The organism is Labilithrix luteola (assembly GCF_001263205.1).
Lineage (GTDB): Bacteria > Myxococcota_A > Polyangia > Polyangiales > Polyangiaceae > Labilithrix > Labilithrix luteola.
Genome location: NZ_CP012333.1, coordinates 2,157,179 through 2,175,822, shown reverse-complemented (window position 1 = coordinate 2,175,822; position 18,644 = coordinate 2,157,179). Strand labels below are relative to the sequence as shown.

General features: G+C 65.2%; 18 protein-coding genes and 1 pseudogene. 8 read left to right on the top strand and 11 right to left on the bottom strand.

Going from position 1 to position 18,644, the window contains the following annotated elements; all coding sequences use genetic code 11:
• Window positions 1–21 precede the first annotated feature (21 nt).
• Window positions 22–972 (top strand): protoglobin domain-containing protein, encoded by a 951-nt coding sequence (locus tag AKJ09_RS09870; RefSeq protein ID WP_146646948.1) that lies wholly within the window; start codon window positions 22–24, stop codon window positions 970–972.
• Window positions 973–977: 5 nt separating this feature from the next.
• On the opposite strand, the gene AKJ09_RS09865 is transcribed toward AKJ09_RS09870, so the two are convergent.
• Window positions 978–1,571 (bottom strand): TetR/AcrR family transcriptional regulator, encoded by a 594-nt coding sequence (locus AKJ09_RS09865; RefSeq protein WP_169927412.1) that lies wholly within the window; start codon window positions 1,569–1,571, stop codon window positions 978–980.
• A gap of 94 nt (window positions 1,572–1,665) precedes the next feature.
• On the opposite strand from AKJ09_RS09865, the gene AKJ09_RS09860 reads away from it, so the two are divergent.
• Window positions 1,666–2,130 (top strand): nuclear transport factor 2 family protein, encoded by a 465-nt coding sequence (locus AKJ09_RS09860; protein WP_146646946.1) that lies wholly within the window; start codon window positions 1,666–1,668, stop codon window positions 2,128–2,130.
• A gap of 90 nt (window positions 2,131–2,220) precedes the next feature.
• Window positions 2,221–4,026 carry an aminopeptidase P family protein gene (locus AKJ09_RS09855; RefSeq protein WP_146646945.1) on the top strand — a complete coding sequence of 602 codons (1,806 nt, stop codon included), beginning with the start codon at window positions 2,221–2,223 and terminating at the stop codon, window positions 4,024–4,026.
• Window positions 4,027–4,115: 89 nt separating this feature from the next.
• Here AKJ09_RS09855 and AKJ09_RS09850 read toward each other — a convergent pair whose 3' ends face one another.
• The gene (locus tag AKJ09_RS09850; protein ID WP_146646944.1) at window positions 4,116–4,694 is read right to left on the bottom strand and encodes an NADPH-dependent FMN reductase; all 579 of its coding nucleotides are present in this window, start codon (window positions 4,692–4,694) and stop codon (window positions 4,116–4,118) included.
• Between the two features lie 91 nt (window positions 4,695–4,785).
• Between AKJ09_RS09850 and AKJ09_RS09845 the strand changes: the two genes are divergently transcribed.
• Entirely contained in the window at window positions 4,786–5,181 is a 396-nt protein-coding gene (locus tag AKJ09_RS09845; RefSeq protein WP_240488427.1) for a winged helix-turn-helix transcriptional regulator, read from the top strand.
• Here the strand turns inward: AKJ09_RS09845 and AKJ09_RS09840 are convergent.
• From AKJ09_RS09840 to AKJ09_RS09825, 4 genes are all read right to left on the bottom strand, one after another.
• The gene (locus tag AKJ09_RS09840; protein ID WP_146646943.1) at window positions 5,178–6,035 is read right to left on the bottom strand and encodes a helix-turn-helix transcriptional regulator; all 858 of its coding nucleotides are present in this window, start codon (window positions 6,033–6,035) and stop codon (window positions 5,178–5,180) included. The two genes, AKJ09_RS09845 and AKJ09_RS09840, sit on opposite strands and share 4 nt — an antisense overlap.
• 93 nt (window positions 6,036–6,128) lie before the next feature.
• Window positions 6,129–6,530, bottom strand: a complete 402-nt coding sequence (locus tag AKJ09_RS09835; protein WP_146646942.1) for an SRPBCC family protein — start codon at window positions 6,528–6,530, stop codon at window positions 6,129–6,131.
• A 2-nt stretch (window positions 6,531–6,532) separates the two neighbouring features.
• Entirely contained in the window at window positions 6,533–6,892 is a 360-nt protein-coding gene (locus tag AKJ09_RS09830; RefSeq protein WP_146646941.1) for a VOC family protein, read from the bottom strand.
• Between the two features lie 222 nt (window positions 6,893–7,114).
• Window positions 7,115–7,528: a hypothetical protein gene (locus AKJ09_RS09825; RefSeq protein ID WP_146646940.1), complete on the bottom strand. Its 414-nt coding sequence runs from the start codon at window positions 7,526–7,528 to the stop codon at window positions 7,115–7,117.
• Between the two features lie 165 nt (window positions 7,529–7,693).
• Here AKJ09_RS09825 and AKJ09_RS09820 point away from each other — a divergent pair.
• Window positions 7,694–8,281 (top strand): annotated as a pseudogene (locus tag AKJ09_RS09820) (YdeI/OmpD-associated family protein); the annotation flags it as partial.
• A gap of 116 nt (window positions 8,282–8,397) precedes the next feature.
• On the opposite strand, the gene AKJ09_RS09815 reads toward AKJ09_RS09820, so the two are convergent.
• On the bottom strand, window positions 8,398–9,279 hold the full coding sequence (locus AKJ09_RS09815; protein WP_146646938.1) for a tRNA threonylcarbamoyladenosine dehydratase: 882 nt from the start codon (window positions 9,277–9,279) through the stop codon (window positions 8,398–8,400).
• The gene (locus AKJ09_RS09810) at window positions 9,276–10,073 is read right to left on the bottom strand and encodes a TatD family hydrolase (protein WP_146646937.1); all 798 of its coding nucleotides are present in this window, start codon (window positions 10,071–10,073) and stop codon (window positions 9,276–9,278) included. Before AKJ09_RS09810 ends, AKJ09_RS09815 begins: the two co-directional genes overlap by 4 nt.
• Window positions 10,074–10,261: 188 nt before the next feature.
• On the opposite strand from AKJ09_RS09810, the gene AKJ09_RS09805 reads away from it, so the two are divergent.
• Together AKJ09_RS09805 and AKJ09_RS09800 are read left to right on the top strand one after the other, a co-directional pair.
• Window positions 10,262–11,602, top strand: coding sequence for an MFS transporter (locus AKJ09_RS09805; RefSeq protein ID WP_146646936.1), 1,341 nt, complete (start codon window positions 10,262–10,264; stop codon window positions 11,600–11,602).
• Window positions 11,603–11,655: 53 nt separating this feature from the next.
• A complete protein-coding gene (locus AKJ09_RS09800; RefSeq protein WP_169927411.1) occupies window positions 11,656–12,975 on the top strand; it encodes a phospholipase D-like domain-containing protein in 1,320 nt (439 codons plus the stop codon).
• 14 nt (window positions 12,976–12,989) lie between these two features.
• Here AKJ09_RS09800 and AKJ09_RS09795 read toward each other — a convergent pair whose 3' ends face one another.
• Window positions 12,990–13,883: an NmrA family NAD(P)-binding protein gene (locus AKJ09_RS09795; RefSeq protein WP_146646934.1), complete on the bottom strand. Its 894-nt coding sequence runs from the start codon at window positions 13,881–13,883 to the stop codon at window positions 12,990–12,992.
• Between the two features lie 84 nt (window positions 13,884–13,967).
• Between AKJ09_RS09795 and AKJ09_RS09790 the strand changes: the two genes are divergently transcribed.
• The gene (locus AKJ09_RS09790) at window positions 13,968–14,909 is read left to right on the top strand and encodes a LysR family transcriptional regulator (RefSeq protein WP_146646933.1); all 942 of its coding nucleotides are present in this window, start codon (window positions 13,968–13,970) and stop codon (window positions 14,907–14,909) included.
• 31 nt (window positions 14,910–14,940) lie between these two features.
• Here the strand turns inward: AKJ09_RS09790 and AKJ09_RS09785 are convergent, their stop codons facing one another.
• Both AKJ09_RS09785 and AKJ09_RS09780 read right to left on the bottom strand, forming a co-directional pair.
• Window positions 14,941–15,969 (bottom strand): hypothetical protein, encoded by a 1,029-nt coding sequence (locus AKJ09_RS09785; RefSeq protein WP_146646932.1) that lies wholly within the window; start codon window positions 15,967–15,969, stop codon window positions 14,941–14,943.
• A 112-nt stretch (window positions 15,970–16,081) separates the two neighbouring features.
• Window positions 16,082–18,187 carry a beta-galactosidase trimerization domain-containing protein gene (locus tag AKJ09_RS09780; protein WP_205633661.1) on the bottom strand — a complete coding sequence of 702 codons (2,106 nt, stop codon included), beginning with the start codon at window positions 18,185–18,187 and terminating at the stop codon, window positions 16,082–16,084.
• Window positions 18,188–18,644: the final 457 nt, after the last annotated feature.

Genomic DNA, 18,644 nt, shown 5'->3' with positions numbered 1-18,644 from the left:
TTCGTTCGCGCAGTCGCTTTCATGAACAAATCCAAACTTCCGTTGCCGTCAAGCGGTCCCGACCACCTCCACTACAAAGCCATTCTCGAGCTCGACGAGTCCGAGCTCGCCCGCCGACGCGCCCTCCTGGAGCTCGGCGACGACGATCTTGCGCGGCTTGCCGAGCTCCGGCCTTTCGCCGAGCGTCACACCGACGCGGTCGTCGACGAGTTCTATCAACTCTTGCTCGCACTCCCGGAGAGCAAGGCGTTCTTGAACGACAATGCCCTCGTCACGCGCCTGAAAGGGACGCAGCGAGCGTATTTCCTCGGTCTATTCACGGGTCGCTGCGACCTCGATTATGTCGAGGATCGGCTGCGCGTCGGCGTAGCGCACGAGAAGATCGGCATTCGTCCGAAGATCTATCTTGGGGCCTATCGACGGTATCTCCACCTCCTCCTCAAGTATCTGTCGGTGGACTTCGCCGATGCCGACTTCGTCCATCAGGCGTTCGCCAGTATTCAGAAGATGGTCTATTTCGATATGTCGATCGCGATCGATACATACTTCGCGGCTCATCTCGAGACGATCACGCGGCAGCAAGCAGCCATTCGCGAGCTCTCGACGCCCGTGACCCAGGTGCACGATCGCGTTCTGCTCCTGCCCTTGGTGGGCGAGATCGATCAGCCGCGGGCCACTCAAGTCATGGATCGGGTGCTCGCGGCCGTCGCGGCGGAAAGTGCCCTCGTCGTCATCATCGACATCGCAGGCGTCCCGGTCGTGGACACGCGCGTGGCCAACCATCTCCTGAAGACCACCGCCGCCGCGCGCTACCTCGGTGCACGTACCATCTTGAGCGGAATCAGCCCGAGCGTGTCGCAATCGATGGTCGCGCTCGGGGTGGACCTGTCGTCGATGGTCACCGTCGGCCGCCTCAAAGACGGGATCGATCTGGCGTTCAAGATGCTCGGAAGGGAGCGCCCCTCCGCCTAGCAGCGTTAGCTCGATCGGCGCTCCTTCTTCTTCGAGCTGGACGAGGGGCGTCGCGTCTGAGCGTCCCCTCGATCCGCGCGTGAGAACAACTCCACCGCCGAGTCCACCACGGCCTTCGTGCTGGACTCGCCGGGAAGCACGTGAGCGAGCTGGCCATGCCGCAGCAGCTCCGAAAGGCCGTGGATCAGAGCCCACGCGTTGACCGCGAGCAATCGATGTGAGCGCTCGTCGCGATCCGGGTGCAGGCGCGCGATCTGCTCCTCGAGCTGCCCGAACGTGGCGAGCGCGGCGTCATGGAGCGTCGGGTTCCGCTTCGCGCGGTCCTCGAAGTCGTCGCCGAACATGAGCTGCATCAACGCCGGCTTCCTCACGGCGAAGTCGAGGTAGGCCTGCGCGAGTCCCGAGAAGTCTCCCTCGGCACGAGCCATCGCCGCACCGAACTCCTTGAATCCTTCCTCGGCGAGCGCTGCGAGGAAATCCGTCTTGTCGGCGAAATGTTGGTACGGCGCGCGAGGCGACACGCGGCACTTTCGCGCGATCTCGCGCAAGCTCACCGCTTCTTTGCCCTGCTCGGAGAGCAGCTCGAGCCCCGCTTCCACGCACGCCCGCCTCAGATCTCCATGATGGTATGCCGCCCTCGGTTGCCGCTTCGCCACCCTCGATGTATACAGTGCATAGATTGGAGCTGCAACGATGTACCACTTCATCGTCAAGCAACGCGTGAAGACCATCTTCGAGCGCCTGAACCGCGGCGACTTCGAGTTCATCCTCCGGCAGTTCTCACCGGCCGCGGAGCACTGGTTCTCGGGCCAGCACGCCCTCTCGGGGGTGCGGCGCAAGCCCGAGCTCCGCGATAAGTGGTACCAACGTCTCGCGGCCGTATTTCCAGGCCTGCAATTCGAAGTGCAGAAGATCGTCGTGAGTGGATGGCCATGGCGCACGTTCGTGGCCGTGGAGTGGAAGGACCGGGTGTTCGACATCAAGGGCATCGAGCTGACGCCGAACCAAGGCATGTTCATGCTCACCCTGAGCTGGGGTCGGGCGGTGGAGTTCCACGTGTACTGCGACACTCAGGGGCTGGCGCAGAACCTCGAGGTCATCGCCGGCCAAGGCCTGGCGCAAGCGGCACTGCCGGCCATCTCCGAAGCTCACGGATGATCACGGCTCGGCAAAGCCCATAGCTCAGGCGCAAGCTCGGGCTGCAATCCCATGGTGTGCGAGCGGTGATGGTGCTTAGGTGGTCTGCACATGACCTCGCCCGCTGCGGACCACATTCGCGCTGTTCGTGACGCTCTTGCTCGCCATGGGATTTCGGCCTTGCTCATTCCCTCGGCGGATCCGCATCTGTCGGAGTATCTGCCCGGGCGCTGGAAGGGTCGGGCTTGGGCGTCGGGATTTACGGGGTCGGTCGGAACGTTGATCGTGACGCCGACGTTCGCGGGGCTGTGGGTCGATAGTCGCTATTACACGCAAGCCGACAACGAGCTCGCGGGCTCGGGGATCGCGCGGATGTCGCTTCCGGCGTCTGGAAGCTCGGCGCACATCGATTGGCTGGCCGAGAACCTTCCGCAAGGCGGTGTGCTCGCCGTCGATGGAGACGTGCTCGGCTACGCCACGTCGAAGGCGCTGAAGGCGGCGCTGGCGAAGAGCGGCGCCACGTTGCGCACCGATCTCGATCTGATTGGCGAAGCGTGGGCGGATCGCCCGGCGATGCCCACCGAGCCGGTCGTCGAGCATCTGCCGCCCTTCGCGATCGTCACCCGCGCCGCGAAGCTCGCGCGTCTTCGCGAGGCCATGACCAAGGCCGGTGTCGACCATCACTTCGCCTCGACGCTCGACGACGTCGCCTGGCTCCTGAACCTCCGCGGCTCGGACGTCTCGTACAACCCCGTGTTCCTCGCGCACGTGCTCGTCTCTCCGAGCGAGGTCACGCTCTTCGTCGGCGACGGCAAGATCGCGCCCGACCTTCAAGCTCGCCTCGCCGCGGACGGCGTTCGCGTCGAGCGCTACGAGAACGCGAAGAGCGCACTCGCGGCGCTTCCGGCCGGCGCGAAGCTGCTTTTGGATCCTGCCCGTGTGACGCTCGGGCTCGTCGAGGCGGTCGCGAAACACGCCACCGTCGTCGAGGTGCAGAACCCCACCGTGCTCTTCAAGGCCTGCAAGACGGCCGAGGAGATCGCGCACGTGCGCACCACGATGGAGTACGACGGCGCAGCGCTCTGCGAGCTCTTTGCATGGCTCGAAGGTGCGGTTGCTCGTGGCGAGCGAATCACCGAGCTCTCCATCGACGAGCAAGTTTGCGCGGCCCGCGCCCGTCGTCCGAACTTCGTCGGCCCGAGCTTCGCCACGATCGCCGGATGGAACGCGAACGGTGCAATGCCCCACTACCGGGCCACGCCCGAGAGTCACGCTGTCATCGAAGGCGACGGGCTTCTGCTCGTCGACTCCGGCGGCCAATACCAGGGCGGCACGACCGACATCACGCGCGTGGTCGCTGTCGGAAAGGTCAGTGACGAGATCCGGCGCGACGTCACCGCCGTGCTCAAGGGGATGATTCAGCTCTCGCTTGCGCGCTTCCCTCGCGGGATCCGCGGCGGCCTCCTCGACGCGCTGGCGCGCGCGCCAATCTGGGCAACGCTCGCGGACTTCGGCCACGGAACCGGTCACGGCGTTGGCTACTTCCTCGCGGTGCACGAGGGGCCGCAAGGCATCGCGCCTGGCGCCGCCGCGCTTCCGCACGCGATCCTCGAGCCGGGCATGATCACGTCCAACGAGCCGGGCCTCTATCGGCCGGGACGCTGGGGCGTTCGCATCGAGAACCTCGTGCTCACGATCGACGCAGGGAAGTCGGAGTTCGGCGAGTTCCTCGCCTTCGAGACCCTCACCCTCTGCCCGATCGACGTGCGCTGTCTCGACGTCACGCTGCTCGACGCCCGCGAACGCGCCTGGCTCGACGGTTACCACGCCGAGGTGCAGAAACGTCTGCTCCCTCACGTCGACGGCGACGCCCGCGCCTGGCTCCTCCGCGCCACGGTGCCACTGGCGTCGACCTAGCAACCTCCAACGAAAGATTCGGTGCGCGAGCCGGGCGAGTTGCTCGGCCCGCGCGCCAAGTGAATGACGCCGTTACGCGAACTTCGAATTCAGGCCGCGCGGCCGGCGCGCAGCGTTCGCGTCCACCACATGAGATCGTCGAACATGCGCGCTGCGGATTGCTCGAGGTGAGGGAAGTCCGCGAAGGTCTTTCCGTGCATGAGCATCCCGAAGAACTCGGTATATCCGATGTGCACGGCGTGCTTGAGCGACGCCACCTGGAGCTCGGCGAGGATGAGCCGCAACTGCTCCACGGCGCGCGCGCCGCCGGTGTTGCCGTAGGCCACGAAGGTCGCCGGCTTTCGGTTGAACTCGTTGTAGGCGTAATCGAGCGCGTTCTTCAGCACCGCGCTGATGCTGTGGTTGTACTCGGGGGTGACGAAAATGAAGGCGTCGAGCTCGGCGACCTTCCTTCCCCAGCGGAGTGCGACCTCGTTCTTCGGCGGCACGATCATCGGTGAGCGCGGTTCGTCGAAGAACGGCATCGGGTAGTCACGGAGGTCGACGAGCTCGAACGTGGCGTCGGTTCGCGCCTTGGCGAGGTTCATGAGCCACTCGGCTGGGCGATCGGCGAATCGGCCCTCGCGCGTCGAGCCGAGAACGATGCCGATGCGGGGAAGCTGAGACATGGGCAGGGCTCCTGCTGTTTGGATAGTTACGAACGATTTGTTCGTTGCGCTACGGTAGTGCCCTGGCAAAACTGCGCAAGGAGGCACATTTTTGAACGCCACGCACAAACGTGTTCGCACCGCGCACGAGAAAGAGAACTGCAAGGTGGTCGTCGAGATGCTCTCGCGCATCGGCGACAAGTGGACGGTGATGGTCGTAGGCGCCCTCTCGGAGGGCACCATGCGCTACACCGAGCTGCAACGCAGCATCGACGGGATCTCCCAGCGCATGCTCACGCTCACCCTCAAAGGCCTCGAGGAAGACGGCCTCGTGGCCCGCACGGTCCACCCGACCATCCCGCCGAGGGTCGAGTACACCCTCACGCCGATGGGGCGCACGCTCACGAAGCCCTTGTTCGCCCTCTACCAGTGGACGATGGAGCACCGCCCCGCGATGCTCGAAGCGCGCAAGGCCTACGCGAAGGCCGCGGCGAAGAAGACGGGCTAACGCGTCATCTTGGGGAGCGCGCGGCGCAGGCGCTCTTGGAGGATCTCGCGATCGCCTCGCGCGCCTTTGCGGAAGCTGCTTGGAGACATGCCGGACGCTCGTTGGAACAGTCGGATGAAATTCGAGAGATCGCCGAAGCCGACCTCATAGGCAATGTCGGTAATGGACCGCGAGCGATCCGTCAGCAGGCGCGCCGCGTTGCGGAGGCGCGAGCGAACGAGGAACTGGTGCGGAGTCACGCCGAGCACGCGCGCGAAGAGTCGCAAGAAGTGAAACGCCGAGAGACCTGCCTCGCGGGCCACGTGCTCGAGGTGAATCGGCTCGTGGGAGTGGTCCGACATCCAGAGCGCGGCATCCACCGCGCGTCGGCGATCCGGCGTGCGAACGTTGGAGGTCTCGGGTTTTCGGCCTGAAGAGACGTCGACGAAGCTGCCGGCGAAGAGCATTCCCACTTCGTCGAGGGCGATGTCGCTCCGGCCTTCCACGGCGGACTGCGCGAGCTCGCCGAACACGACGAGCTCCGACAGTGGCGGGAGCGCACCGCTTCGCCAGGCTTTGGCGCGGTCATCCATCGACTCGACGAGGTCGGTCGAGAGTCGGAAGCACAGGCACTCGTCTCCGGTGACGTGATCGTGCGTGCACGTGTACTCGTCGCCGGGCTGACCCACGAGGACCGAACCGGCGACGAGCTCGAACGAGCCTTCCTTCGTGCGGTAGCCGAAGCTTCCCGTTCGCACGTAGGAGATCGAATAGGTCTGGTGTCCTTCGACGAACGGCGCAGCGGACGGGCCCGCCGTGCAGCGATAGTCGAAAACCGATATCGGCTCTCGCTGGAGCAGCGTGGTCACTTCCATCGATTCGAGGGTACGTCCGGGCCCTACGCGGAGCAATCGACACGAACGATTGCTCCGCGTCGAGGGCACGCGACGAATCAGCCCCCGAATGCTTCAGCTACCTCGGTTCGACTCCATCGCCTTCTTCATGGCGGCGAGGCCCTCCTCCATCATCGCCGCCACCTGCGGTGCCATTGCGTTGGGCAAGAGGTCGGCGATCCACACGCCGCGCGTACGGCCGTTCTCGGCGATGACCTGGAACGAGGCGCTGTAGTGCGTCATCGGCGTGCCTTCGGCACCCCAGGCGATGCGACGTCGTTCGTCGCTCACGTCGAGGATGGGCTCGCGCACCACCATGCCGTTTCCGAACGTCACGACCCGCGCGCCCTCTTCGAGAAGCGTCGCGACGACGAACCCAGGGACGAGACGCGTATGGAGCGCCCCGATGTCACGCGCGGCGTCCCACACCTGCTCCGGCGGAGCGTCGATCAAAACCTCACGATGAATCGATGCCATGATCAGCCCTCCTCGCCGAGGTAGACGGCTTCCACGTTGTTGCCGTCCGGATCGATCAAGAACGCCGCGTAGTAATTCGGACTGTAATCCGCGCGAACCCCCGGCTTCCCGTTGTCGCGTGCGCCTGCCTTCAGTCCCTCCTGATGAAAACGCTCGACCGCCTTCCGATTCGCCGCGCGAAACGCGACGTGCGCGGTGCCTCGTGCATTCGTCGTCTCGTACAGCCACAACGCCGGTGCGTTCGGCGGGCCGAATCCGGTGCCCGAACCGTCGAGCACGAAACCCAGTGGCGCCAGCACTGCTTGGTAGAAGCGAACGCTGGCCTTCAACTCTTTCACCGCAAGGCCCAGATGATCGAACATGCAGCTCTCCTTCGAGGAACATCGATAGGCGAGGGGCGCCGGGCAGGACTTGGTAAATCTTGCGGTGCACGCTGAAGCCCCGAGCCGCTGATCGCTTGAGGTCGTGGAGACGATAGAGGAAGCGGAGCTCATCGAGGTCGCCCGCGCTGGTGCTCACGAGCGCCGGCGGCACCTTCGCGGCAACCGTGGTCCTCGCGCCGAGTCGCTCCGCCGCCGGCAAGCTCACTTCATGATGCGAACTTCGAGGCCCTCGAACGTCGCCGAACCTGGCCTCTCCAGCCGCGTCGAAACGCGAATGGCGTCGGCGCCGCTCGCGGGGGCGGTCATCGAGCACGACGAGTTGTAGTGCGTCGTGCTGCAGCCGCTGCCCGCCATGCCTTCGAGCTCGAAGCCTTCGCAGGTCATTCTTCCGACGACGGTTCCTCGATCGAGGAGTTCGGCATCGAGCATCACGTTGTTCGATCCCTGGTACGAGTGCTTGGCGGCGTGGACCGCGAGGCTCACCGTCGCTCCGGCCGGCAGCGCCACGGCGGTTTGCTCGGTGGTGCCCACGCTCGAAAACGGAATGCTCGCGATCGGCTTCCCGCAACCAAGGAGGGCCGCAACGACGAAGCCAACGACATAGCCGCTCTTCATGATGGTTCGTTCTCCCCATCTCGAAGGATGCCATGTTTCCTTCGCCTCGACGTCAACCGTTCAGCAAGGCTGAGGCCAAGCCATCGACCGGCGAACGTCAGTCACCGGCAGGACCGGCTTGTCTGATCTCTTCCTGGCGGAGAGCGCACGCCGTAGAGTACCGGCATGGCAGCCGTCGTGGTGGATCCCCGCAAGGTCTTCGAGTTCGAGGACGAGCAGAGCTTCTACAGCTGGCTCGGCAAGCACTGGAACAAGGAGTCGGAGATCTGGCTCAAGATCCACAAGGTCAACTCGGGCCTCGCGTCGATTACGCCCAAGGAGGCGATCGACGTGGTGCTGTGCTGGGGATGGATCGACGGCATTCGAAAGGGCTTCGACGACAAAAGCTTCCTCCAGCGCTACACGCCGCGCGGAAAGAAGAGCGTCTGGAGCCAGATCAACATCGACAACGTGAAGCGCCTGACCGAGGCGGGGAAGATGCGTCCCTCGGGGCTCGCACACGTCGAGGCCGCCAAAGAAGACGGTCGCTGGCAGAAGGCCTACAGGATCGCCAACAACGAGGCGCCGCCCGATCTACTCGAGGCGATTCGCGCCGAGCCGAAGGCCCTGGCGATGTACGAGACGCTCTCGTCGCAGAACCGCTTCGCGCTCACGTTCCGCACGATGTCCATGAAGACCGAGGCCGGGCGGAAGAAGAAGATCGAAGGCTTCGTGGCGATGCTCAAGAAGGGCGAGACGATTCACCCGAACGGCACGGGCGCCAAGCGGAAGGCAGAGAAAGCCCCCGCCGAGTCGAGCAAGGCCTCCAAGCCGAAGGCCAAGTCTGCCAAGCCGAGCACGGCGCCCAAGCGCAAGTCGCGCTGAGACCGTCAGGGGATCGGGACGGCGCCACTCGTGATGGAGTTCACGACGTGGCTTGCCGCGACGAGTCCGAACGTGCCGGTGACGAAGCTCACGCTGCCGCGCACGACGGAGCGCTCCTCGCACGAGTGGTGCTCGTTCTTGCCGCCCGGGCATACGCAGTGGAAGCCCTCCTCGCCGTCGTAGGCGAGAGGCATCGGGTCACGAGCTTCTTCGCGTGACCACACGGCTTGGATCCCGAAGGGGCCGCGTGCCGGGAAGCCATGCTCGCGGCGCAGGAGGCGGCGCACCGCGAGGGCGAGGCCGTCATTCTTGGTTTGGGCGAGGTCGGTGGTCGTGACGGCGAGAGGATCGATGCGTCCGGCCGAGCCGAGCGTGGTGACCACGCGAAGTGCGCGCTCGCGGCACTCCGAGAGAAGGTGGCATTTCGCGTTGACGTTGTCCGTCGCGTCGACGACGAAATCGATGTCGCTTCGCAAGATGTGATTCGCCGTGGCCGGGCCATAGAACATCGGCACGGGCGTCACCTCGAGCCGAGGATCGATGAGGCGAATGCGCTCGGCGAGAACGTCGGCTTTGCGCTTGGCCACGTTGACCGACAGCGCCTGGAGCTGGCGGTTGGTGTTCGTCACGCATACGCGATCGAAGTCGACCAGCGTGAGGCGGCCGATTCCGCTTCGAGCGAGCGCCTCGACCGCGAACGAGCCCACGCCACCGAGCCCGATCACCAGAACGTGGGCGCGCGCGAGGCGTTCGACGGCGGTGTCACCATAGAGGCGTCCGAGCCGATCGAACCGACGATGGAGCCGAAAGGGCGCACGCTCGGCGACGTTCGCGCGTTCGGGGCGCTCGACCTGATCGGTGCGGTCGTCGAGTACGGCTTGGCTCATGACTCCTCGATACGAAAGGCGCGGCATGCGTTGCGGTAGGTCGTCTCGGCAATCTCGGAGGCGGGGGCACCCACGATGGTTGCGACGGACCGCACCACGGAGGTGAGGAACGTTGGTTCGTTCGCCTCGGGACGATGATCCAAGGGCGTCTGATCGGGGGCGTCGGTTTCGACGAGCAGCCGGTCGACCGGGCAGGCCTTCACGGCACGCGCCGCGCGGCCGCCTTCGTGCCACGTGATCGAACCCGAGAACGACAGGTAGAGCCCGTGCTCGAGGTACCGCGGTACGAGCTCGGGGCTGCCGCTATAGCTATGGACCACGCCACCTGCCGCGGGCACGCCCACTGCCTCGAGGATCTTGAGCGCCTCTTCGTGGGCGCGAAGCACGTGCAGGATGATCGGCAGGTCGTGAGCCTTCGCGAGACGGAGCTGCGCCTCGAAGAGCTCCGCTTGTGCGCCGTAGGCCAAACGCCGTTCGCCCACGCCGTCCATGCCGATCTCGCCAATGGCGACGACCCCAGGCGAACGCTGCACGAGCGCACGCTCTAGACGCTCGAGCTGCGAGGCGCGCTCCGCTTCGCCGAGCACGGCGGCTACTTGCGGGTGAATCCCCACGCTCTGGTAGATGCCCGGCAAGTGTGCGAGCGCGGCTTGCCGATCCCAATCGTCGGCATCCACGCCTGCGAGCAGCACGCGCCGCACGCCGGCTTCACGCGCGCGTGCCCAGACCGAAGCGGGGTCGGTGACGCGTGCGTCTTGAAGGTGGGCGTGGCTGTCGAACACGCTCCGATGCATGCCCGACAGGAGCCACCGGCGCAAGCGGCGCGGAAGCGATCGAGGATTGCCAGAGCTTGCATCCCAATCTCGTCGCTGGTTTCGGCGAGCAAGGGGACAAGGGGACCGGGGACCGGGACCCCTTCGCCATCAAGGCCAAGTGACGAACGCCTCAGCGGCGTCGGCGCCGTGTATTGTTCGACGTTCGTATGCGCTCGCAGCCGTCGTTGGCGCCGCTCTATGGAGCTGCTTTCGTACTCGCGGTCGACACCGCGGGGGTGGGGCACCTGCTTCCCGGGCTCGAGATGGCAACGCATGCCCCGCCGCGCGGCGCGTCGTGGTTCATTTCCATCTACATGCTCGGCGCGCTTCTCGGGGCGCCCCTTCTGGCGCGCATCGCGACGCGACGAGGTCGAACGACGGTGCTCGCCGCGTCGCTGGCGATGTTCGCGCTCGCGAGCTTCGTGGTCGGACTCTCTTCGAGCTACCCGCTGACGCTCGCCGCCCGCTTCGTCCAGGGCGTTGCCGGCTCACCCGTGATGCCTCTCGGCGCGGCGCATCTCTCCGCGCTGGCACCGGCGGGCAAGAAGGGCAGGGGCCTCGGGCTTCTCTCGCTGTCGTATTCGGGAGGCTTTCTCGCGGGCATGGCGTTCGTCTCGCTGTTCCTGCTCGTGTCGTTCCGGCTCGCTTATCTCTTCACGGGCGCGCTCGCGTCGGTGGCGTGCATTGCCGTCGCTCGATTGCCTGTTGCGCCCACCACGTCTTCGTCGCACGACGACGCCGAGCGACCACCGCCGGAGGTTTCCACCATCGCCGGTTGGTTCGTCGCGCTGGCCCTGCTCGCGCTGGCCATCAACCAGGTGAACGTCGACGGCGCAGGGGCAATCGCCATGGCGAGATTTGCCGCCGTTCCCGCGCTCGCCCTCTTCGCCTGGCGTGACCGAAGTGTGCGTGCGCCGCTCCTTCCGCGCGATCTCTTTCGGTCGCGTGTCGGCCTCGCCTCGGCGTCGTTGGCGCTGGCCGCGGGCGTCGGGCAGGCGTGCGTAGTCCTCCTTCCCACCTGCGGGATGGCAGAGCTCGGTGTCAGCGCCGCGGCGAGCGGGCCTCTTCTGATTCCGATCGTGCTCGGCGGACTCGGCACGAACCTCCTCGCCTCGGCGCGACTCGATCGTTGGGGGCCGAAGCCGTTCCTCGCGGCAGGACTCCTCGGTATGGCCCTCGGCAACCTCGTGACCGCTTGGTTGGGCACGAACCTCCTCGCATTCGAGGTGGGAGCGCTGCTCCTCGGCGCCGGCGTCTCGGCGATGTCCAGCGGAGCGCTCCGCTACTTGGCGACGCTCTACGGAGCCGCTGACGACGCCGATGCCAATCAGGCAGCTATTTCACTCCTCACGAACGTCGGAGTTCTTGTCGGAGGTTCGCTTTGGGGTGCGATCGTCCCGTCGACGTCGGGCATTGGCGTCGCCGCGGTGCGTGTGGGCATCGTGGTCCTTACGGCCGCGCTCATGCCGCTCTCGGTCGGCGTGCTCCTCGTCCCGTCACGACGTTGACCCCCGAGTTGAGAGTTGCGTCGCTCTCGAGCCTCGGAAGACAATTCCGAGAAGTGGCCAACGAACAATCCCTCTTCGACGTGCATGCGCCACCGGGCTTGGCCACGCAGACGGCATCGCGATTCCTCGCATTCGTGCGCGATCGCGGATTGCCGTTCTTGAAGAGCGCCGACGACACGACGCTCCGTACCTTGGCGCTCGGGATTCGCTCTGCCTTACTCCGCCTGACGAAAGGTCCGCTCCGCTCGAATGGGAGCGGTGCCGAGTCGACGTTCGCGTCGCTCGAAGACACCGACCAGGGAACGCTCTTTCCCGACAACCGCGAGGCGTTCCTCGCCAAGTGCGCCGCTGTCGAACGCGCGCAGCACAGCATCGATTGTGCCCTCTATTACCTCGCCGACGACGCGACGGGCGGGCGCTTTGCGGATTTGCTCATGCGGGCGTCGGCACGCGGCGTGTGTGTGCGTCTCGGCGTCGACGCGCACGCGAGCATGGAGAAGCAGTACGGCCCGTTCGGTTATGCCACGAACGCCGCGCGCGGCTCGCTCGCCCTCCTCGAATCGCTCCGTCGGGCCGGCTGCGAAGTGACCTTGCTTGGTTCCGACGCGTGGTCGATGCATCGGAAGTTTCTCTTCGTCGACCGCCAGGAGCTCGTGATCGGCGGTCGTAACGTGGCCGATCACTATGCCGAGCCGGGCTGGCGCGATCTCGAGCTCGCGCTGCGCGGTCCGTTCGCCGAGTCTTTCTCGTCGGTCATCGACGGCACGTTCGAGCATCCGACGAAAACGCCTCCTCGTCAGCCTGGCGTGCTGGCCGGCGTGCCCGGCCAAGCGGGGGCCGCGTTCGCTCATGCCGTCGGCGCTCTCGTCGAAGACGCGCAGTCGACGATCGACATCGAACACGCCTACCTGCTCTCGCACCCCTGGCTGGAAAATGCACTTCGCGCGGCCGTGGAGCGTGGCGTTCGCGTGCGCGCCTTTTCGAACAGCGGAGCGAGCAACGATTTGCCCTTCATGAACTGGCGCCTCGCGACCTCGGCACGCGCGCTCGCCGGGGCCGGTGTGCAAGTCTTCCGTCGCACCGCGCCCTCCGCGACGCTCCACACGAAGCTCGTCATCGGCGACCGACGCCGCGTGGTCTTCGGTAGCTCGAATCTCGATTACTACTCACCGACGTTCTGCGCCGAGCTCGACATGGCGATCGAGAGTGTCGCCCTCGCCGCCCAGCTCACCACCGTGTTCGAAGAAGGGCTGCGCGAGCCGACGACCCAAGCCGTCGTCCCCGGCACGAGCGCAGCCAACGACCTCGAACGCGAATGCTCCCCGTGGTCAGTGTCGCGCATCTGCGATCTCGTCATGCACGACATGCAGTGACGTTCGGGGCGGGCTCAAAGAGCCCAGCCGTGCTCGTTTGCTTGGATGAATCGTTCGAGCGACGTCGGCTTGCGTCGTAGGAGCCTCTCGAGAACGTCGCTCTCGACGTCGGAGTTGCCCATGCGGGTATTGGCGTCGACCGATGCGAGGAGACGTGCGAAGGGCTCGGGGACGCCGTTGCTCTTCAGTGCGTCGGTCAGCGCCGCATCCGAGAGCGGAACGATCTCGATGGAGCGTCCGGTCACCGCCGTCACCATGCGTGCGACCTCCGCGTTGCTGTACGCGACGGGGCCCGTCAGGTCGAGCGTCGTACTCTCGGTGATCGGCGAGGCGAGGCAAGCGGCGATCGCGGCCGCCATGTCGTCGCGCCCGGCATAGGCTACCCGTCCTTCGCCCGCCGAGGTGTACCAACGGCCCGTTGCGAAGACCGCGGGAAGGGAGAGGAACAAGTTCTCGTGATACGAGTTCGCGCGAAAGATCGTGAACGCGAGGCCGCTCGCGCGAATGGCCTGCTCGGTGCCGAAGTGATCGTTCGCGAAGAGAACCGGCGAGCCCGGTTCGGGGCGGATCATCGACGTGTACGAGACGTACGACGCTCCGGCCCGCTTGGCTGCCGCGACCGCAGCCACGTGCTGCCTCAGCCGCTTGCCTCCCTCCAGGTCGAGCTCGTCCGTCGAGATGACGAGGACCTTGGTTGCCCCCGCGAACGCGCGGTCGAGGCCACTCGGATCGTCGAAGCTTGCGGCGCGTACTTGGATGCCGCGTGCGGTCATGTCCGAGAGTTTCGCTGGATCACGCGTGGTGGCGATGACACGCGTGGGCTCGATTTCGTAGGTGTCGACGAGATGGCGAACGACGGCGCGGCCGAGCCGTCCGCTGGCTCCAGTGACGAGAATGGTGTCGGTCATGACGTGGACATTGCGACGCCTCGTGCGGTCGCACTAGCGATCGTCCGCACAACGGGCTGTTTAGCCGCGCTATACGGTCGATGAATGCGTAGCGACGAGCGATTCGAGGGCCTCACTGCGTTCCTGACCGTGGCGCACCGGCGAAGCTTTCGCGCGGCAGCCAAAGAGCTCGGTGTGACCCCGGGCGCGGTCAGTCAGACCATCCGCGCCCTGGAGCAGCGCGTTGGTCATCCACTCTTCGTCCGAACCACGCGAAGCGTGGCGATGACCGAAGAAGGGCAGGCGCTGCTCGCCAAAGTTGCTCCGGCCGCCGCCGCCATCGACGACGCGCTCGCGGCCATCGGAGCCGCCCGCAAAGGTCCCACGGGGCACCTGCGCTTGTCCGTGCCACGCCTCGCGGTTCCACTCTTCGTGACGCCCGTTCTTCGGCGGTTCCACGACCTCTATCCCGACGTCTCGGTCGAGATTTCAGTCGAGGACGCACTGGTCGACTTGCAGGAATCCGGATGCGATGCCGGAATCCGAATTGGTGATTCGATTGCGAAGGACATGGTCGCGATCCGGCTCTCTCCGGAGATTCGGTGGTGTGTCGTCGGCGCGCCGAGCTACTTCGCCGAGTTCGGCCATCCAGGCGCACCGCGCGATCTGCTCGGACACTCGACGATTCGTTATCGGAGCCCCGGTACGAAAATCCTCTATCGCTGGGAGCTCCAAGACGAGGGGCGACCTTGCGCCGTCGACGTGCCTGGCCCCTTCACGGTGAACGACGGCATGCTCGGTCTCGAGCTCGCCCGTCAGGGCCTTGGACTTCTCTACACCGCAGACATCAGCGTCGCGAACGAGCTGGCCGACGGCACATTGCAGACGACGCTCGATGCGTGCTCGACGACGAGCCCCGGATGCTTCCTGTATTTCCCTGCCGGCGCGCAGCACCAGCCGAAGCTTCGCGCCTTCGCCGACACCGTTCGTGAATTCGTCGCGGGCAAGGCCGCCGTTACACGCAAGCGTGGGGCACGATCGCGTTGATCGCGGCTATCACGGCGGCGCCGGGCGTCCGTCAGTTGCACTCGTAGGTGAACGTGCGGACGTGCGTTCGAATCGTCGAGCCATTCGGAGGCCCCGTGAGTGTTCCCGAACGCTCGGTGGGATATCCCTCGGCGTTGTACTGGTACGTCAGCGTGAGCGTCTCCGGTACGAATGCGTCGCTCTGGTAGCCCAATGGGTTGTTGCGACTGAGCGAGACGATGGTCTCGATCATGTCGCCCCAGCTCGGATCGAGATGGACGAAGTACGGTGTTGCCGAGCGCGGCGCGTGCTTGTCGTCGTAGCCGGTGACCGTATAGACGGGCGAGGGCTGGGGATTACCACCCTGAATCAAATAGGGGTGGACCGTGCGGACGTTATCGTTGTCGTCGTACGTCAGCTCGTAGGCTCGGGTACTGGCGGTGGGAATACTCGGCGTGGCCTCGGTCCATTTGACGACGCGATTCTTGCTGTCGTATTCGTACTTCCGCACCCAGTAGTCGATCTTCTCGGTCGCTTTGCCTGGTTCGCTGTCCCCCGTCGAGCCGGAGGGGAATGCGGCAGTCTTCGCGAAGAGCGGTACACCGAACTTCGTCCGGGTGGTGCCGTAGGTACTCGACCCTTGCAGGGTGTCGGGCGAGGTGACTTCGACGACGTAGTTCTCGAAGCCCATCGAGTCGTAGCGGACCCACTTCGAGATGACCCCCGTCGGGTCATAGGTTATCCCGACGGTGAAGTTGTAGCTCCGTGTGCTCGTCTCGCGGAAGCTCTCGCCCGTCACACGGCACCCGCCCGTGCTGGCCGGCGGTGGCGTGGTCGAGTCATTGCCCGCATCGACTGCAGCATCCGTCTTCGGCGCGTTTGCTCCGGCGTCGGGTGTGAAGGTGCCCGCGTCGTTCTGCGTGAAGCTCGGTTGCGTCGTCTCCGTGCTCTCCTCGCAACCAACGACGAGCAGACACCCGAACGAGACGACCGAGAGCGGACGAAGCCACCGGCGGTAGTCGAATCCTCCGAGTGTCGTCGAACGCCCAAACGCCCAAGCCCGTCGTCCCCCGCTACGCATGGCCCCATGCTGCAAGCGTCGACTCGACGATGCAACATGTGTCACTCATTGGGGTGACACGGGCAATCGCCCGTGCGCTCGCGAGTGTTTCATTTTTCGACACTCTCGAGGCTCACGCGAACGAGATGGTCGCGAGCATGAGCGCGTGCATCGTGACGGTGAACGTCACGGCGCCGTCGGTGTGGTTGAACGGAATGTCGCGATCGGCGGAGGGATCGGAGAGCGTCACCTTCGTCGGTGTTTTTCCCATGTCCGGCAGGGTGACGTCGAACGTGGCATCGACCGGCGCGAACGAGCCCACGCCGCCCACGCCGAGACCTTGGAGGTTCGCGCAGAGCAGATAGGTGCTCCCGTTCAACGAACGCCGGACGTCCATCACGACGGGAGGCGGCGCGTTGGTTCGGATGACGGCACCCGCATCGCCCGCCGCCTGGCCGTAGCGTGACAGGATGTTCGGGTCGTCTTTCGCGAAGTACTGGCCCCCGGCGCGGAAACCGGCCACCACGATCTTCCCTTTTTCACGGGGCACGCTCGTCCAATCGTCCTGGACGGGCGTGAGACCGAACGTGTCCGCCAATCGGGTCGTGCTGAACGGTGCACCGTGCTCGTCGTAGATGCCCGTGTCGAGGCCCGAGAAGAGCACCGTTCCGCCGTTCTTGGCGAAGCCATCCAGTGCCGAGAGCACGTCGTCCGAGAGCGACACGGCGCTGGGAACCGCGACGAAGCGATACCGGCTCAGTATGTCCGGGGTCACGTGCGGAGTCGTGACGACGTCGTAGGGGACGTGCGAGTGGATGAGTGCTTTGCACGTTCCACGGTAATCACCCATGAAGTCGAGCGCGGTGACCAGGTCCATTCCAGTCGTCGACCACCAGAATTGGTCTTTCGAATTGAGCGAGGCGTAGAGGCCGACGCCCGTGTTTCGATCGAGGAAGTCGCGACTTGCTGACGAGAAGATGATGGCGGCGTCGTTTGCGAAACGCGCATTGTAGACGTCGACATTTCGCTCGATCCACGAATACATGCGTTTTCGATAGTCGTGGCCCACGCTCGTGCACATCAGCGGAATCTTCGTTTCGTACGGAGAATTCCCCGTGACGATGGCCAGAGCCATCACGTATTCGGCGTCAGGCGCGTCGAGCCCATAGGAGAAGATCCACGAAGGGCGAGGCGCGGTGGCGCCCTTTCCGTGACGCATCATTACGGCCATCGAAATCCAGTCGTTCGCCGTCGCGTCGTGCATGGCCGATTCGTCGCTGACGGCGTCGACCTCCCAGCAGCGATAGACACCACCGTCGTCCATAGCCGCACCGTCGAGGCCCTGACTCGTGCCGGCGTTGTAGTCCATGGTCACGGTTTCGATGATCACCTCGAAGTCGTTCCGCACGCTCTTCGCCACGCGGAGGATCTCTTGCTCGAACGACGAAATGAGCTCGTGACGCCACTTCACCCATCGACGAAAGACGGGGTCGTCCCAGTTCAGGACCGTGGGGAGAGGGAGACCGGTGTCATTCTGGAAGCGGGCTGCGCAGGTTGCGTTGATGCATGGAAACACGGCGCCGATGTCCGAGAGCAAAGGCACGTCACCCCAGAGCCCATCGAGCGCGGTCTTCGCGAGGACGGCGACGCGGCTGGTGAAGTAGTCGACGTAACCGCTCGACGGGCACATCCACGCGCTCTCCTCGCCGGGATCGACCCAAAACACGCGCCCGCCGCCGCCGATGAAGTAGTTCTCTTTGCCGTCGATCCCCACCTGCACCCAATCGGGGTGGTCGAGGCGCATCGTGCGAGCGCCCTTGTCGGCGTCGGGCGTCAGGACTTCGAGCGTGGGGTAGTAGCCGACCGAGCGCATCCCTCGGTTCTTTGCCTCCTTCGCGGCCAGGTCGAAGAAGGCAACCTGCTCCTGGAACTCCGCGTCCGTCATGTAACGAGACAGGTCGCCGTCGAGCTCTACTACGCTCACGCGCTCGTCGGCGAGCTTGTCGAGGCCGTCTTGGATTTCCCAGAGCTCTTGGCCGGGCGAGATCTCCATTCCCGCGACGCGCGCACCGATCAGCCACGCCGGAGCCACCAATCGACGATCGTTGGGCGCGTTCCCGGTCGGCTGCTGGGGGCCATTGCCGGACGAGTCATCGTCGCTCCCCGAGCACCCCGGGAGCATGGCGAGCACCGAGCCTGCGAGGGTCCCCTTGAGGAATTCCCTTCGCTCGAGCAACATCGGACGATTCTTCGAGGAATGCGAGCGTCTCATCAGGCCCCCCAAGGTCGGAATTCGATCCGCTCGGCGAGCATACGTTCCGCTATCTCGCGCGCAAGATGGGGCCAATTCGTTCGATTACGCGATGACGTGGTCGCGAGCCGCACGACTCGAGTCGACGTTCTTTTCGAGTTTTCGATTCAGAGCACGATGCGGTCGCGCGACGCGACTGCGGCACGTCTTCACGACTCGATGCTGCGTGGACCTCGCACCCTCGTCGCCCTGGCCGCGGCTCGGAACGGGTACGTCAGAGCAACCCACGCCACGACTCGAGCTCCTCGGCGACTCGCATGGAGTCTCGCTGTTAGAGAATCTTCATCGAAAGAAGCCTTAATCAAACTTCGAAATGCGGGGGCGGCGTATTGATTTGATTGCGCGCCGCAATGGCAACGCGCGAGCTGGCGCAGGGCCTCGAGTA